Source organism: Micromonospora arida, from assembly GCF_003857035.1.
Lineage (GTDB): Bacteria > Actinomycetota > Actinomycetes > Mycobacteriales > Micromonosporaceae > Micromonospora > Micromonospora arida.
Genome location: NZ_QGSY01000175.1, coordinates 65204 through 80492, shown reverse-complemented (window position 1 = coordinate 80492; position 15289 = coordinate 65204). Strand labels below are relative to the sequence as shown.

Sequence of the window (15289 nt, the reverse complement as noted above, 5' to 3'; positions counted from 1 at the left end):
CCAGGGGCGACGGCCCCTCAGCCCGGCAGACCACCCGGGAGGTGTTCGGCTTTAGCCATGTGAGGAAAAAGTTCGTCACCTCTTGTAAAAAGTCTCAGCGCAGTGAGGATATTCAGATGCGTCGTCACCCTCAGATTCCTGGGCGGATGGTCTCGGGCCTCCTCGCGCTCCTCCTCGCGTCGGCGGTCGCTCTCCTCGCGTCCGCTCAGCCCGCCGCAGCTCACGGGACCCTCGCGATGTCCACGCCGGCGGGTGGCGCCACGGTGCGCGAGCCGTTGACGTCGGTGCAGCTGTTCTTCACCGAGAAGGCTGCCGCCAACGCGTTCTTCACGGTCACCGCGCCAGGTGGCATCCGGGTCGACAATGGCTGGTCTTACGGGGAGCCCAAGCCGTTGAACAAGCCGGTGCGGGAGTACTTCCTGGTCAACGGCCAGTTCGAGCCACGTGAGTACACCACGGGGTTCCCCGCGACGGTGGCGGTCGCGCACCTGCCGGCCACGGGCGAGTACTCGGTGAGCTACCTGTCGGTCGCCTCGGACGGCGACCCCGTCCGCGGCACTTTGACCTTCCGCTACGACGGGCCGGTGACGGCGGCGCCCAAGGGGTGGAGCCCGCCGTCGACCCAACCAGATCCGGCGCTGTTGGCCACCGCCGAGCAACACGGGTCGTCCGGGCAGGTCTCGGCAGTGCCGACAGTCGCGGCCGAGACGGCGGTTCCGCCATCCGCGGCAGCGGCTGCGCCGACCGAACCGACGGACGAGAGCGGCCCCGGAGCGGTCGCGTGGGTCGGCCTGGCGGTGGTCGCGGTGGCGGCCGCGGCAGCCGGATTCGTCGTCTGGCGTCGGCGAACGACCGCCACTGGCAGACCCGCCGGCCGCGGCCGTACCGCGCCGGCGACATCCGCTCGACGCGGCGCCGGCACCCGTCCCGGGACCAGGACCGCCGGCACCAAGACCGCCAGCGCCATGGCCACCGGTGCCAAGGCCACCGGCAGCAAGCCCGCCGTTGCCAGGACTGGCGGCGGCAGAGCGGTCGGTGACAGGACCGAAGCAGACAGGACCGTCGCGGCGACCGGCAGCGGTACGCAGACCTCGGACGGTAAGCGGCGACCCAGCGCCGTGCCGGCCGCGCGTAAGGACACCGCCGTCGTCGTGGCTCGGACGGGCGTGGCTGTCGATCCGACTCCGACCGATGAGAACGCGAAAGCCCTCGCCACGACCGACAATCGACCGCCCGTCGACTCCGGGGCATCGCCTGACCCGGATCTGGCCACGGCGACGCCCGGGTCCCGGCTGAGCAACACCAGCCTGGCACTGTTCGTCGGTACCATGGTGCTGGCCCTGCTCGGCGGATTCGGATTGGCGCGCATCAGCGGCAACGAGGTCCCGGCCGCCAACAACGCCCGGCAGCCGGCGGGCGGTCCGCCCGCCTCCGGCCCGGCAGGGTCCGCGAACGACGGACACCAACACCCGGCGGGCACCGGACCGCACACGCACCGGGGTGACGGCGGAACGGGCGAGACGCTTGCCACCGGGACGACCGTCAGCGCCGGCGGGTACACGCTGCAACCGCTGGAACGAACCCAACCCGCCGGGGTACGCGCCGACTACCGCTTCCGCATCGTCGGCACCGACCGGCAGCCGGCGACACGCTTCGCGGTCGTCCACGACAAGCCGTTGCACATGATCGTCGTGGGCCGTGACCTGACCGGCTACCAGCACCTGCACCCGACGATGGCACCCGACGGCACCTGGAGCGTCCCGATGACGCTGGCCCGACCCGGCGGGTACCGCGTCTACGCCGACTTCTCCGTCACCGCTGCCAACGGCACGCCGCTGCCGCTCGTGCTGGGCGTCGACCACACAGTGCCCGGCGCGCACACCCCGACCGCGCTGCCGCCGCCACAGGCCCAGGCGACGGCTGGTCCGTACGCGGTGTCGATGACCGGCACCCCGACGGTGGGGGTGACGGCGCCGATCCACTTCCAGGTCGCCAGCGCCGACACCACCACCCCCGTGCAGTTGGAGCGATACCTTGCCGCGTACGGGCACCTGGTAGTGGTTCGTGAGGGTGACCTCGGCTACGTGCACGTCCACCCCGAGCAGGAGCTGGTCGACGGGACGGTCAAGTTCTGGCTGACCGCACCGAGTTCAGGCCGGTACCGGGCCTTCTTCGACTTCCAGGTCGCCGGCAAGGTGCACACCGGGGAGTTCACGATCAACCTTCCCTGAGTCCGGAACTTTCTCCCAGCTGCGGCCGACCAACCTCCCAGCAGCAACCATCGGAGGAAGAACACATGCGCACCACCAGCCCAAACGCTTCACGCCGTCGCTCGGCCGCCATCCTCGCCGCCGCGATCCTGACGGTGGGCGCCGCCGGGTGCGGGTCGTCCGACTCTCCGTCGACCGCGCAGGCGGGCCCGTCCGCGTCGGCCCCGGCCAACCCGGACGCTGGTGTGCTCGGCATTCGTGACCCGTGGGTGAAGGCGGCCGACAAGGGCATGACGGCGGCCTTCGGGACCCTGGTCAACGACGGCGACACCGATGTCACGGTGACTGGGGCCACGACCTCCCTGTCGCCGATGGAGCTGCACGAGATGGCCATGAAGGACGGGAAGATGGTCATGCGGCAGAAGCAGGGCGGCATCGTGATCAAGGCCAAGAGCGCGCATGCGCTGGAGCCCGGCGGCGACCACCTCATGCTGATGAACCTCACCAAGCCCGTTCAGGCCGGCGACGAGTTGACCTTCACGCTGACCTTCGCCGACGGCAAGACCCAACAGTTCAGCGCCGTGGCCAAGCCGTTCACCGGCGCGCAGGAGAGCTACGCCCCCGGGCACGGTCAGCCCATGCCCGGCGTGAGTGCCACGCCGGAGATGAGCATGAGCCCGTCATCGTGACGCAGACGCCACCCGTCCGGCCGGTGAGCAGGCGTGGCCTGCTCACCGGCGGAGCCCTGGCTGCCGGAGGAGCCCTGGCCGGCGGTGCCGCCATCGCCACGACTCGTACCGGCAGCGGGCCACCACCGGCCTCCGCCGACACCACGCCGGTGGCGAGCGTCGGCGGCCTGGTCGAGCCGTTCCACGGCACCCGGCAGGCGGGGGTGTCCACCGAACCGCAGGCGCACGCGTCGTTCGTGGCGCTCACCCTGCGGCGCGGCACCGACCGGGCCGCGCTGGGCCGGATGTTGCGGTTGCTCACCGACGACGCCGCCCGGCTCACCCAGGGCCGACCCGCGTTGGCCGACACCGAGGCCGAACTCGGGCTGCTGCCGGCACGGTTGACAGTGACCTTCGGCTTCGGGCCGGGCCTCTACCGGGCGGCCGGCGTCGACGACCGCCGGCCGGCATCGGTCACCGAACTGCCGTCGTTCCGCATCGACCGACTCCAGCCGGCCTGGTCCGGCGGTGACCTGCTGCTACAGATCTGCGCGGACGACGCGATCTCCGTCGCCCACGCCCAGCGGGTCCTGATCAAGGACAGCCGACCGTTCGCGACAGTGCGGTGGGTCCAGCAGGGCTTCCGGCGCAGCCCCGGTGTCGAGCCGGGCGGCCACACCCAACGCAACCTGTTCGGTCAGCTCGACGGCACCGCCAACCCCCGACCCGGCGCGCCCATGGACACCGCGCTCTGGGTCCCGGAAGGCCCGGCGTGGCTGCGCGACAGCACCACAGTGGTGCTCCGGCGGATCAGCATGAACATGGAGACCTGGGACCTGCTCGGCCGGACCGACCGCGAACTCGCCGTCGGGCGACGGCTCGACACCGGCGCCCCGCTCACCGGGACCGCCGAACACGACGAACCCGACTTCGCCGCCACCGACGCCGACGGCCTGACCGTCATCCCCGACTTCTCGCACATGACCCGCGCCCACGTCACCGACGACCGGTTGAAGATCCTGCGCCGGCCCTACAACTACGACGGGGTGCCGACGGCGGAGGGCCACGCGGACAGCGGCTTGATCTTCGCCTCGTACCAGGCCGACATCGCAAGACAGTTCCTGCCCATCCAGCGCCGGCTGGCCGACCGGGACCTGCTCAACGAGTGGACCACGCCGATCGGGTCCGCTGTCTTCGCCATCCCGCCCGGATGTCAACCGGGCGGGTGGATCGGCGAGCAGGTGCTCGCATGAGCGTGCCGCCGTCCCGTCCCGCAGCCGTCCGACTCGGCGCGGCGGTGCTCGCCGTCCTCGTGGCGGTGCTCGTCCCGGCCAGCCCGGCCTGGGCGCACAACTCGCTCCGAACGGCCACGCCCGCTCGGGACGCGACAGTGCCGAGCGCACCGACCGAGGTCACGCTCGAATTCATGCAGCGACTCGACCCCGCGTTCACCACCATCGTGCTCACCGACGCCGCCAAGCGGAAGCTTCCCACCGGCGAACCGGTGGTCACCGGAGCGAAGAGCACGGTGCAGGTGACCGACACCCTGCCGAACGGGACATACACGGTCGCCTACCGGGTCGTCTCCGTCGACGGGCACCCGGTTCAGGGGTCCTATCCGTTCACGGTGGCCGATCCGACGTCCACCGTCGCGCCGGTTGTCGCTGTCAGCGCGTCAGCGCCCGCCCCGGCCGCAGCAGCGGCAGAGTCCGGCGGTGGTCCGAGCGCCGGTGTACTCGTCGCGGCTGCCGTGCTGGCCCTCCTCGTCCTGGTAACGGCTGCGCTGCTGTGGCGGCGGGCGGCCCGACGCTGATCCCGGCTCGCGAAACTGCTCACCCATCCGCTCGTCGCGCTGGCGAGCTGCCCGCCATCGTCGTCATGATCGTCCTGATTCGCCAGTGGATCCGCGCCGACCAGCGTGAACAGGGCCGCACGGTCCGGCCGGACCAGCCCTGACATCGGGAACCGTCTTCGGGGAACCGCCGGCGTCTCTCCCCCGACTACCAGTCAGGGCCGACGCGACACCTCACCGGGCGACCAGACCAGTACGGGAAACACCTTCGTGCTTCCCGACTCTTCCGATCGGATCACCATGTCTCTGACTGAACTGTCCGGCGCACCGACGCCGGAGCCCGCCACGACCGCCGAGAAACCGGCCCGAGCCGCCCGGCGCACGTCGCCGTTCGGCGCGCTGCTGCTGCGGCTGCACTTCTACGCCGGCATCCTCGTCGCCCCGTTCCTGGTGGTCGCCGCACTGACCGGCCTGGCCTACACCACAACCCCGCAACTCGACTCGATCCTCTACGGCGACCAGCTGACCGTCGCCCAGGTGGGTGACCGTCAGCTGCCACTGGCCGCGCAGATCGGGGCCGCGCGCAACGCGCACCCCGACGGCAGCATCACCACAGTGCAACCCGGCGACGGCGACCGGACCACCAAGGTGGTGTTCTCCCTGCCCGAGCTCGGCGAGAACCAGCACACCGTCTACATCAACCCGTACACCGGCGAGTCCCAGGGGCAGCTCACCACCTGGTTCGGGTCCACGCCGATCACCACCTGGCTGGACGACCTGCACCGCCACCTGCACCTGGGCACGGTGGGCGAGCACTACTCCGAACTGGCCGCGAGTTGGCTGTGGGTGATGGCGCTCGGCGGGGTCATCCTCTGGTGGCGTCGACGCGGCGCAGCCCGAGCCGCCGCTCGGCACCTGCTCGTGCCGGACCTGTCCACCGGTAAGGGTGTCCGCCGCACCCGAGGATGGCACGCCACCACCGGCATCTGGCTCACCGTCGGACTCCTCTTCCTCTCCGTCACCGGCCTGACCTGGTCCCGCTACGCCGGCGCGAACTTCGCCGCCGGTCTCGACGCGCTGAGCGCCCGCACTCCGGAGATCTCCACCAGCCTCACCGCCGGTCCCCCCGCCCCTGCCGAGACCGGCGGGGGCCACGAGCACGGCGCCGCCGGGGCAGGCGGGCTCGTCGAGTCGGCGGCCTTCGATCGGGTCCTGACGGTCGCTCGCGGCGCGGGCCTCTCCGGGCCGGTCGAGATCACTCCCGCGCCGGAGCCCGGCTCCGCCTGGACCGTCACGCAGGTCGACAACACCTGGCCGGTCAAGAAGGACCGCATCGCCGTCGACCCGGCCTCCGACACGGTCACCGCCCGCAGCGACTTCGCCGACTGGCCCCTGCTGGCCAAACTGAGCGGCCTCGGCATCCAGGCCCACATGGGGATCCTCTTCGGCCTGGTCAACCAGATCCTGCTCGCCGCGCTCGCCCTCGGCCTGCTCTGCGTCATCTTCTGGGGCTACCGCATGTGGTGGCAACGCCGGCCCACCCGTGTCGACCGCCGTGCGATCGCCGGCACCCCGCCAGCCCGCGGCGGCGTACGCGGTCTGCCGCTCTGGGCGCTGCTGATCGGCGTACCGGTGACCGTGGCGATCGGCTGGGCGCTGCCCCTGTTCGGGCTCACCCTGCTCGCCTTCCTCGTCATCGACGTGGCGGTGGGTGCGGTGTCTCGACGCCGACGACCTGCCGCGGCTCCCACCTCCCCGGCACCCGCGGGGAGCTGACCCACCGGACCGGCCGTCCGTCCTCCGACGGACGGCCGGACGGCTGGCTGGCTGGCTGGCTGGCTGGCTCAGATCACGACCTGTTTGGTGTTCGGCAGGCCGTCGACTATCGACTTCTGCACGTTGATCGTGTCGGCGATGACCTCGTGGGGCGTGTTCGCCATCCACTGCATCACCGAGATGTCCTCGAACCGGGGATGGCGGAACATCTCCAAAAACACCAGTGGCTCGTCGCCGGTGTTCTCGATGTAGTGGCCGTACGCGAAGGGGACGTAACCCACGTCGCCGGCCTGGAAGTCGAACGTCCGGGCGGCGGCCTGCGCGGCGAAGACGCCCATCCGCCCGGTGCCGGAGATGTAGTACTGCCACTCGTCGGTGGTGGGATGCCAGTGCAACTCGCGCATCCCACCCGGCTCGACCTCCACCAGGGCCGCCGCGGTGGTCACGGCGGCGGCGAAGTTTGTCGAGTCGGTGATCCGGACCGTACCCCCGCGGAATCGTTGCGGGGTCTGCGCGAGCATTCGGTGCTTGAAGCTCCGGGGGATGTCACCGGTCGGGCTGACCACCCGGTCCTGTTGCAGGGGCGGTGGGACATCACCCTGGAAGATGTACTTCTCCCGCTCGGGCAGGTTCTCCATCTGTTCCAGCGTCCAGCCGAAGTTCTTGGCCAGCACGTGCCGAGGGGTGTGTGCGAAGAAGTCGCTGAGCAGAAACGTGTTGTTCTCCGAGAACGCCCCGTCGTCGAAGACCAGCAGGAACTGTGCGCCGTCCTCCAACGCCTGGATGTTGTGCGGCACGCCCTGCGGAAAGAACCACAGATCGCCGGCCTTCACGTCCTCGATGAAGTTGCGGCCCTCGTGGTCGACGGCGCTGATCCGGCAGCTGCCGCTGAGCATGTACGCCCACTCCGACTGCTGGTGCCAGTGGATTTCCCGGTACGCGCCCGGCTCGAGACCGAACTGAACTCCGGACAGTTGGCTGGCGATCGGGAGGTCGCGGCTGGTGACCTCCCGGGTCCAGCCGCCCTTTTCCACCCGGGTGTGCGCCTGCGAGAAGGAGAACTTGAGGTTGGGCACCAGCCGGCTGTCGGTCGTCGGTGGAACCAGGAGGTCCGGGTTCTGCCGTTCGAGCTCGACGTTGCGGCCCGCGAAGGGCGAGGCGCCCTGGTCGCCTCGTCGCGGCTCTGGATCGCTGTTCGCCATGATCGCTGTCTCCTCACTCGGGTCGGATCGGATTGGGTGCGGAAACGGATCCGCCCCGCAGCCGTAGCCGGGACGAGATCCCCAGCAGGGCACGCAGTCCGGGCCAGCCGTACTGGACCGCGATCGCGACCGGAATCGCCGCGGCGGCAGCCGTCAGCACCAGGCGGGTCCACACCGGAGCGTGACCAGCCGCCCCGGTGCTGGCGTAGAGGACGAACATCAGCAGTACGACCCGGAGCCGATGCAGACCGGGAAGTTCGGTGAGCTGGGCCATGGTTCGATGATCGGTGCCGAACGTCGTACGTGGCATCACGTGATCGCGCCATTACCGCAGGTCGAATCCCGGACAGTGGGGTCATTCGGCGCACTCCCGTCGGTTCGTCGATCTGGTCGCCCGTACCTGTCGCCGTGGCTAGGCTCGGTCGCAGGACGGCCTTTCGACGCGCCTGGTAACAACCGGGGAGAACGCCATTGTCCGAATCACCCTTCAATGCCGGGACCCTTCCGGCCGACGACATCGCCGGCGACGCCGAGCAGCGACGGCACCGGCTGTTCGCCACGGCGGACCAGCTCCGGCTCGCCGGACGCGGGATGGAGGCGCTGCACGTCCTGGCGACGGAGCTCGCCACCAGTCGCAGCGGCGAGCGCCACCGGGCCCTTCTGCTCGGCCGCCTGGCGCAGATCGTGGCGCTGGAGCAGCCGAGCATCGCCCTCGCCGGTCTGCGGGAGGCGCTGAACCTCCGACTGGAAACCCACAGCCGGGGCACCCTGCTCGCCCTGGTCGCCACGATCGCGGCCCGCACGGGTCATCCGGACACCGATGCCCTGCTGCGCGACGCGGGCACCGCGCACGCCGCGTCGGGTGACCCGACGTCGGCTCGCCACCTCGCCCTCGGCCGGGCCGCCCGCTCGCTCGCGCACGGTGATCTTCCGGGTGCCCAGGCCGTGCTGGCGGCCCTCGACCCGGGCTCCTGGGCGGCACGCGCCGACGCCCCGTCCATCCGGGCGGAACGGATCCTCGTGCAGCTCGGTCTGGGCCGGCACCAGGACGCGCGGGCCGCGACGCGCCAGGCGCCCGACGCGGCCGACGTTTCACTCACCGGCCTGACCGCGTTGGACTGCCTGCGCATGGTGGCCGTGGGAGAGCTGCCCGAGGCGGCCGCGCTGGCCGTGACGACGCTCAGCTCCGGCTCTGCGGACCTCAGCAGGGAGGTGCGTGCCCTGTTGGTCGCGGTGATCGGCGAGGTCCGCTACCGCCGGGGCGAACACGACGACGCCCGCGCCGTCCTCCGCGCCTGCCTCGCCGAGGACCGGTGGCCCGACCGAACAATGTGGACGTACGCGTTCTGTGTGGCGGTGCGCGACCCCGCCCTCAGCGCGCCGACCGGCCTGCTCACCAGGGTCGTTGCCGACCTGCACCGGTCGGTCCGGTCACTCCTGCCCGTGCCGCACTTCGGCCCCCGACTGGTGCGCGCGGCGGTGGCGGCCGACGACACCAGGGCCGCCCGCCGGGTCACCGAGCTGGTCGAGCTGGTCTCCACCCGTACCCCCGTGCCGCTGTGGCAGGCGCTGGCCGACCAGAGCCGAGGGTTGCGCGACGACGACCCGGACGCCCTCCGTTCGGCGGTCGACCGGCTGCGCACCACCGCCGCGCGGCCGGCGCTGGCCGACGCGTTGCTCGACCTCGCGAACAGTCCCCGGGCGCGATCCGGGGAGGCGCGCGATGCCGCGCACGAGGCGGCTGCCCTCTACGCCCGGATCGGCGCTCCTGGCGACCAGGCGATCGCGGACCGGCGCTGCGCCGACCTCGCCGCCACCCCGCGCCACCGGCCGTCGATCGACGGGCCGCCAAGCCGGGGCATCGGCGCGCTCACCCCCGCCGAGGAGCGGGTGGCCGAGATGCTCGCCGCCGGCGCCACGAAGAAGGAGGCGGCCCGGAGCCTCTTCGTCTCCTTCCACACCGTGGACACCCAACTCCGCTCCATATACCACAAGCTGGGCATTCACAATCGGATGCAGTTGGTGCGGACCTGGGAACGGACCAGACGATAATCAACCGATGACCGCGCCAGCCGACCTGACGCCGCTCGCCGAAGCCGTGGAGTGCGAATTCATGCACTCCTACGAGTCGCAGGCGCCCGGGCCCACGTACACCGAACTCGGGATCGCCACCACCCGCATCGGCGGCGGTGTCGCCCTCGCCATGCGCAACGATCCCTCCGGCGGGTACTGGAACAAGGCCCTCGGCTTCGGCACCACCGAGCCGTTCACAGTGCAGACCCTGGACCGCGTCCTCGACTTCTACCGGGAGCAGGGCGTCGACCAGGCTGTCCTCCAGCTCGTTCCGTCGGTGCTGCCGGCGGGCTTCGACGAGGTCGCCGCAGCGCGCGGGCTTGAGCCGGGAAGCACCTGGGTCAAGCTCGCCGCCCGACCCGGCGACGTCGCCGCGACGCAGACCCGTCTGCGCGTCGCCCCGGTGCCGGCCGCCGAGGCGCGGCGCTGGGCCGACGTGCTGCTCACCGGGTTCGGCATGCCGACCGGCGGGCTCACCGACATGCTGGCCGCGACGGTCGGCCAGCCGGCGTGGCGACCCTGTGCGGCCTGGGACGACGGCGAACTGGTCGCGGGCGGCAACCTGTTCCTGCACGGCGAGGCCGCATCGCTCAACGCCGCCGCGACGGCCTCCGGTCACCGCGGCCTCGGGGCGCAGTCGGCGCTGATCGCCGCCCGCGCCCGAGCCGCGGCCGAGGCGGGATGCCGGTGGCTGTTCGCCGAGACCGGCAAGCCCGCGCCCGGCCAGCAGAACCCGTCGCTGAACAACATGCGTCGGGCCGGGCTGGTGCCGCTCTACGAACGCCGCAACTGGGTCTGGCGAGCAGCTTCCTGAGGCCGCCCGCCGCTGTCACTTCTCGCTGTCGAGCAGCGCCATCATGGCGGTCGCGTACCGCTGGCCGGAGGCGGCGCCAGCCGGCACGGCACGCTCGATCTCGTCCAGGGCGTCCTGGTCGAGCACCAGGTCGACCGCGGCCAACGACTCGGTCAGCCGGTCCCGCCGCCGCGCCCCGACCAACGGCACGATCCGTTCGCCCTGTGCGGCCACCCAGGCGATCGCCACCTGGCTCGTGGTCGCACCCAGCCGCTGCGCGACCCGGCCGAGCGCGTCCACCAGGCGCAGGTTGGCGGCCAGGTGCTCGCCCTGGAACCGTGGGCTGTTGGCCCGGAAGTCCGTGCCGGTCAGCGCACGGTCCGCCGACCAGTGGCCGCTGAGCAGACCTCGGGACAGCACCCCGTAGGCGGTCAACCCGATGCCCAGCTCCCGCAGCGCCGGCAGAATGGTGGCCTCCGGGCCCCGGGAGAGCAGCGAGTACTCGATCTGGACGTCGCTGATCGGCGCCACCGCCGCGGCCCTGCGGATGCTGTCCGCCCCCACCTCGGAGAGCCCGATGTGCCGGATGTAGCCGGCCTGCTGCATCTCCAGCAGCGCGCCCACGGTCTCCTCGACCGGCACCTGCGGGTTCAGCCGCGACGGCCGGTAGATGTCGATGTAATCGGTACCCAACCGTCGCAGCGAGTACGCCAGCCGGTCCTTCACCGCCGCCGCCGACACGTCGTACGGTGCCGCCTGGAAGCCGCCGTCGGGTGTCCGGCGCGCGCCGAACTTCACGCTGAGCACCACCTCGTCCCGGCGACGCTCCCGCAGCACACGGCCGATCAGCATCTCGTTGTGACCCGACCCGTAGAAGTCCGCGGTGTCGATCAGGTTCACACCAGCGTCGATCGCCGCGTGCAGCGTCGCGACGCTCTCCGCCTCGTCGGCCGGCCCGTACAGGTCGGACATGCCCATCGCGCCGAGCCCGATGATCGACACCTCCGGCCCGGAGGCACCCAACCGTCGCCGTCGTAGACCCGTCATGTCCCTCGTCTCCTTCGGTCGTCGTCGCGGTGCCTCGTGGCGTCCGGGCACCGCTGTGTACGCTGTGTCCATATAACCAGCAAGTAGACAGCGTGTCCATATAACCAGGAGGACCAGTGGCCGAGCTCACGCCGGATGCCCAGACGCCAGCGCGCCGTGGTCGCGGCCGCCGGCCGGCCGATCAGGTACGCGCGGAAATCCTCACGGCCGCCGGTGAACTCCTGCTGGCCGAGGGCATGGCCGGCTTCACCATCGAGAAGGTCGCGGCCCACGCCGGAGCCAGCCGGATGACCATCTACAAGTGGTGGCCCTCCAAGGGAGCGCTCGCCCTGGACGGCTACTTCACCGTCGTCGCGCCCACCCTGGCCTTCACCGACACCGCCGACATCGTCGCCGACCTGACCAACCAGCTCGTCGCCTTCGTCCACCTGGTGCGGGACACCACCGCCGGGCGCGTCATCAGCCAACTCATCGGGCAGGCGCAGACCGACCCGGAACTGGCCGCCGCCTACCGCGAGCGCTACTCCGCCCCCCGCCGGGCCCTCGCCGTCGAAACCCTCACCAGGGCCATGACCCGGGGGCAGCTACGCGCCGACATCGACCCCGAATCCGTCGTCGACCAACTCTGGGGCGCCTGCTACCACCGGCTTCTCATCGCCGACCTGCCGCTCACCGAGGACTTCGCCCGCACCCTGGTCGACAACCTCATCCGCGGACTGCGCTGACCCGCAACCGGTCCGGCCACCGCGCATGCCACGGAGCGACCGGGCTCCGCGGGCTCCGCCCGACCAAACATGAAGATCATGTTCAATCGGTGCTAACGTCATTGATCGATGCTCATACGATCGCCACTCTCGCCCGGCCGGCACCGCAACCTGAGGTGAGGATGCCCCTCCACTTCGACCTGCTCGGGCCGCTGACAGTGTCACGGGACGGCCGACCGGTCGCCCTCGGGTCGACGAAACAACAGCTGGTGCTGGCCGCTCTGCTGCTACGCCCCGGTGAGGCGATCTCCGCCAAGGAGCTGATGACGATGGTGTGGGGCGACCAGCCCCCCGCCTCGGCCGCCGCGAACCTGCGCACCTACCTTCGAGGGCTGCGCCAGGCACTCGACTGCACCGCGGGCGAGCGCCGTCGGATCCTCACCACACCGGGCGGCTACCTGCTTCGCGTCGAGCCGGACGAACGGGACGTGGACCGGTTCGACGCGGCGGCGGCGCGCGGACGGGCAGCGCTGGCCGCCGGCGACCCGGCGGCGGCGCAGCCGGAGCTGTCCCTCGCGCTCGGCATGTGGCGGGGGCCCGCCTTCGCGGGGCTGCCGCTGCCCCGGCTCCTCAGCGGCCGGGTCGCGCGGATCACCGAGCGGCGGCTGCTGACCGAGGAGGACCACGCCGCGGCGCGGCTCGCACTTGGCGAGGCGGCCCAGGTGATCCCCCGGTTGCGGGCACTGCTCGACCGTCACCCACTGCGGCAACGGGCCTGGGCCCAACTCATGACCGGCCTCTACCAGATCGGCGACATCGCCGGAGCTATGGCAGCGTTCCAGCAGGCCAGACGCGCGCTGGCCGAGGAGACCGGGATGGACCCCGGCCCCGAGCTGACCCGGTTGCACGACGACATCCTGCACCACCGCCTCGGCCAGCAGGGCGCGACGACCAGGCCCGCGGACGACGCGTCGGCCGGCGCTGCACCGGGCCGCCCTCAGCAACTGCCACTGGCCCTGCCCGGTTTCGTCGGGCGCAGCGCCGAACTCGACCTCCTCGACGCGACCCTCGGCGCCCGACCCGAACGACCCGCCACGGTGGACATCGTCACCATCAGCGGCATGGCCGGCGTGGGCAAGACGACGCTCGCGCTGCACTGGGCCCATCGGGCCGCCGACCGCTTTCCCGACGGCCAGTTGTACGTCAACCTCCGCGGCTACGACGACGCGGATGCGGTGTCCCCCGCCGATGCCCTGGTCGACTTCCTCGAGGCGCTCGGCGTACCGGTCGGCCGCATCCCCAGCAGCGTCGACGCTCGGGCCGGGCTGTACCGCAGCCTGCTGGCCTCGCGTCGGATGCTCGTCGTCCTCGACAACTCGCGCGACGCCGACCAGGTACGACCGCTGCTGCCCGGCGTCGGCCAGTGCGCGGTCCTGGTGACCAGCCGCGACCAGCTCAGCAGCCTCACCGTGGCCGAGGGCGCCCGACCGTTGACGCTTGAGGTGCTGACGGCCGCCGAGTCGACGAGGCTGCTCCGCAGCCGGCTGGGTGACGACCGGGTGATCGCGGAAGCGGCGGCGACCAGCGAGGTGATCGAGTCCACCGGTCGCCTCCCGCTCGCCCTGTCCATCGTGGCGGCCCGGCTGACCGCCCGGCCCACCTTCCCGATCGACGCCGTCGCGGCCCAACTGCGCCCGTCCGAGTCCCGGTTGGAGCAACTGGCCGACGGGGACGTCCGCCGGATCTTCTCCTGGTCGTACCGGGCGCTGAGCACCGAGGCGGCCCGCCTGCTGCGTCTGTTGGGCCTGCACCCGGGCCCCGACCTGACCGGAGACGCCGCCGCCGCGCTGCTCGGCCGTCCCCGGGCAACCGTCACCCCGCTGCTGAAGGAGCTGACCAGGCTGCACCTGCTGACCGAGCACCTGCCCGAGCGGTACGCCCTGCACGACCTGCTCCGGTCGTACGCGGCCGAACTGGCCCAGGCATCAGACCTGGCCGACGAGCGCCGGGCCGCCGCGCGCCGGATGTACGACCACTACCTGCACAGCGCGCACCCCGGCGCGGTGTTGCTCCAGCCGACCTGGGCAGCCATCGAGCTGGAACCACCGATGCCGGCGAACGTGCACGTGCCGATGCCCGACCGGGTCGTCGCGGCGGCCTGGTTCCACGCCGAGCACCCCGTCCTGCTGCGGGTGCTGCGTCAGGCCGCGGAAACCGGCTTCGAGCGGTACGCCTGCCAGCTCGCCTGGGCCCTGGCCGCGTACCTCGCGCCTCGGGGCATGTTCCAGGAGCAGCTCGCGGCCCAGCAGGCAGCGCTCGCGGCGGCGCAGCGGATCGGCGACGTCCGGGCGCAGGCGCAGGCCAGCCGGATGCTCGCCCGCGCGCTCATGCGGCTCGGCGACCAGCACGCGGCCGAGCACCACGTGCAGCGGGCGCTCGAACTGTACGAACAGCTTGAGGACCTGGACAGCCTGGCGCTGATCCTGCGCCAGTACACCGAGCACTGCACCCAGTACGGCCGGCTGGACGAGGCGCTCAAGCACAGTGCCGAGGCGCTGCGGGTCTCGCAGCTCATCGGCAACCGGTACGCCGAGGCGCGCGCGCTGAACGTCAAGGGTTACCTGCACGCCCTGACCGGCGACTACCACCAGGCCGTCGTCGACTGCGCCGAGGCGCTGGCCCAACAGGAGGCGATCGACGATCGCGTCGGGCAGGCCGCGACGTTGGACAGTCTGGGCTTCGCGTACCACCGGCTCGGTGACCCGGCCAGGGCGGCGGCCTGTTACGAGCAGTCCGTCCAACGCTTCCAGGAATCGGCCAACCGGTACCACGAAGGGCTGACCCTCGTCCGGCTCGGCGAGGCGCGCGAGGCGATGGCGGACCCTCCGGCCGCCGCCGAGGCATGGCAGCGGGCCATCCGGATCTACGACGACCTGGGCGACCCCGCCGCGGACGTGGTGCGACAGCTGCTGGCACGCGTCGCGCCCGGCCACTCCGGCCCGGTGACCCCGGCCGGATAGACCC

12 protein-coding genes are annotated in these 15289 nt (G+C 71.7%); 9 read left to right on the top strand and 3 right to left on the bottom strand.

Annotation, left to right across the window (positions count from 1 at the left end; genetic code table 11):
• Positions 1 to 116: 116 nt before the first annotated feature.
• From DLJ58_RS15690 to DLJ58_RS15670, 5 genes are all read left to right on the top strand, one after another.
• Positions 117 to 2231, top strand: coding sequence for a copper resistance protein CopC (locus tag DLJ58_RS15690; RefSeq protein ID WP_124857122.1), 2115 nt, complete (start codon positions 117 to 119; stop codon positions 2229 to 2231).
• Between the two features lie 65 nt (positions 2232 to 2296).
• Complete coding sequence (locus DLJ58_RS15685) at positions 2297 to 2899, top strand: copper chaperone PCu(A)C (protein ID WP_124857120.1); 603 nt, start codon at positions 2297 to 2299, stop codon at positions 2897 to 2899.
• A 23-nt stretch (positions 2900 to 2922) separates the two neighbouring features.
• On the top strand, positions 2923 to 4131 hold the full coding sequence (locus tag DLJ58_RS15680) for a Dyp-type peroxidase (RefSeq protein WP_124857118.1): 1209 nt from the start codon (positions 2923 to 2925) through the stop codon (positions 4129 to 4131).
• The gene (locus tag DLJ58_RS15675) at positions 4128 to 4691 is read left to right on the top strand and encodes a copper resistance CopC family protein (protein WP_124857116.1); all 564 of its coding nucleotides are present in this window, start codon (positions 4128 to 4130) and stop codon (positions 4689 to 4691) included. Before DLJ58_RS15680 ends, DLJ58_RS15675 begins: the two co-directional genes overlap by 4 nt.
• A 279-nt stretch (positions 4692 to 4970) precedes the next feature.
• Positions 4971 to 6446 (top strand): PepSY-associated TM helix domain-containing protein, encoded by a 1476-nt coding sequence (locus DLJ58_RS15670; RefSeq protein WP_124857114.1) that lies wholly within the window; start codon positions 4971 to 4973, stop codon positions 6444 to 6446.
• 68 nt (positions 6447 to 6514) lie between these two features.
• On the opposite strand, the gene DLJ58_RS15665 is transcribed toward DLJ58_RS15670, so the two are convergent.
• A complete protein-coding gene (locus DLJ58_RS15665) occupies positions 6515 to 7648 on the bottom strand; it encodes a cupin domain-containing protein (protein ID WP_124857112.1) in 1134 nt (377 codons plus the stop codon).
• Between the two features lie 13 nt (positions 7649 to 7661).
• Complete coding sequence (locus DLJ58_RS15660; protein WP_124857110.1) at positions 7662 to 7922, bottom strand: hypothetical protein; 261 nt, start codon at positions 7920 to 7922, stop codon at positions 7662 to 7664.
• Positions 7923 to 8119: 197 nt separating this feature from the next.
• Between DLJ58_RS15660 and DLJ58_RS15655 the strand changes: the two genes are divergently transcribed.
• Positions 8120 to 9700, top strand: a complete 1581-nt coding sequence (locus tag DLJ58_RS15655; protein WP_124857108.1) for a helix-turn-helix transcriptional regulator — start codon at positions 8120 to 8122, stop codon at positions 9698 to 9700.
• Positions 9701 to 9707: 7 nt separating this feature from the next.
• Complete coding sequence (locus tag DLJ58_RS15650) at positions 9708 to 10535, top strand: GNAT family N-acetyltransferase (RefSeq protein WP_124857106.1); 828 nt, start codon at positions 9708 to 9710, stop codon at positions 10533 to 10535.
• A gap of 15 nt (positions 10536 to 10550) precedes the next feature.
• Here the strand turns inward: DLJ58_RS15650 and DLJ58_RS15645 are convergent, their stop codons facing one another.
• Positions 10551 to 11561, bottom strand: coding sequence for an aldo/keto reductase (locus tag DLJ58_RS15645; protein ID WP_124857104.1), 1011 nt, complete (start codon positions 11559 to 11561; stop codon positions 10551 to 10553).
• 116 nt (positions 11562 to 11677) lie between these two features.
• On the opposite strand from DLJ58_RS15645, the gene DLJ58_RS15640 reads away from it, so the two are divergent.
• Together DLJ58_RS15640 and DLJ58_RS15635 are read left to right on the top strand one after the other, a co-directional pair.
• Complete coding sequence (locus DLJ58_RS15640; RefSeq protein ID WP_124857102.1) at positions 11678 to 12286, top strand: TetR/AcrR family transcriptional regulator; 609 nt, start codon at positions 11678 to 11680, stop codon at positions 12284 to 12286.
• A 161-nt stretch (positions 12287 to 12447) separates the two neighbouring features.
• Positions 12448 to 15285: an AfsR/SARP family transcriptional regulator gene (locus tag DLJ58_RS15635; RefSeq protein WP_124857100.1), complete on the top strand. Its 2838-nt coding sequence runs from the start codon at positions 12448 to 12450 to the stop codon at positions 15283 to 15285.
• Positions 15286 to 15289: the final 4 nt, after the last annotated feature.

Bases quoted from the DNA above. Each gene is read 5' to 3' on its own strand.
- DLJ58_RS15690 (WP_124857122.1), top strand. From the start codon at position 117: ATGCGTCGTCACCCTCAGATTCCTGGGCGGATGGTCTCGGGCCTCCTC.
- DLJ58_RS15685 (WP_124857120.1), top strand. From the start codon at position 2,297: ATGCGCACCACCAGCCCAAACGCTTCACGCCGTCGCTCGGCCGCCATC.
- DLJ58_RS15675 (WP_124857116.1), top strand. From the start codon at position 4,128: ATGAGCGTGCCGCCGTCCCGTCCCGCAGCCGTCCGACTCGGCGCGGCG.
- DLJ58_RS15670 (WP_124857114.1), top strand. From the start codon at position 4,971: ATGTCTCTGACTGAACTGTCCGGCGCACCGACGCCGGAGCCCGCCACG.
- DLJ58_RS15665 (WP_124857112.1), bottom strand. From the start codon at position 7,648: ATGGCGAACAGCGATCCAGAGCCGCGACGAGGCGACCAGGGCGCCTCG.
- DLJ58_RS15660 (WP_124857110.1), bottom strand. From the start codon at position 7,922: ATGGCCCAGCTCACCGAACTTCCCGGTCTGCATCGGCTCCGGGTCGTA.
- DLJ58_RS15650 (WP_124857106.1), top strand. From the start codon at position 9,708: ATGACCGCGCCAGCCGACCTGACGCCGCTCGCCGAAGCCGTGGAGTGC.
- DLJ58_RS15645 (WP_124857104.1), bottom strand. From the start codon at position 11,561: ATGACGGGTCTACGACGGCGACGGTTGGGTGCCTCCGGGCCGGAGGTG.
- DLJ58_RS15635 (WP_124857100.1), top strand. From the start codon at position 12,448: ATGCCCCTCCACTTCGACCTGCTCGGGCCGCTGACAGTGTCACGGGAC.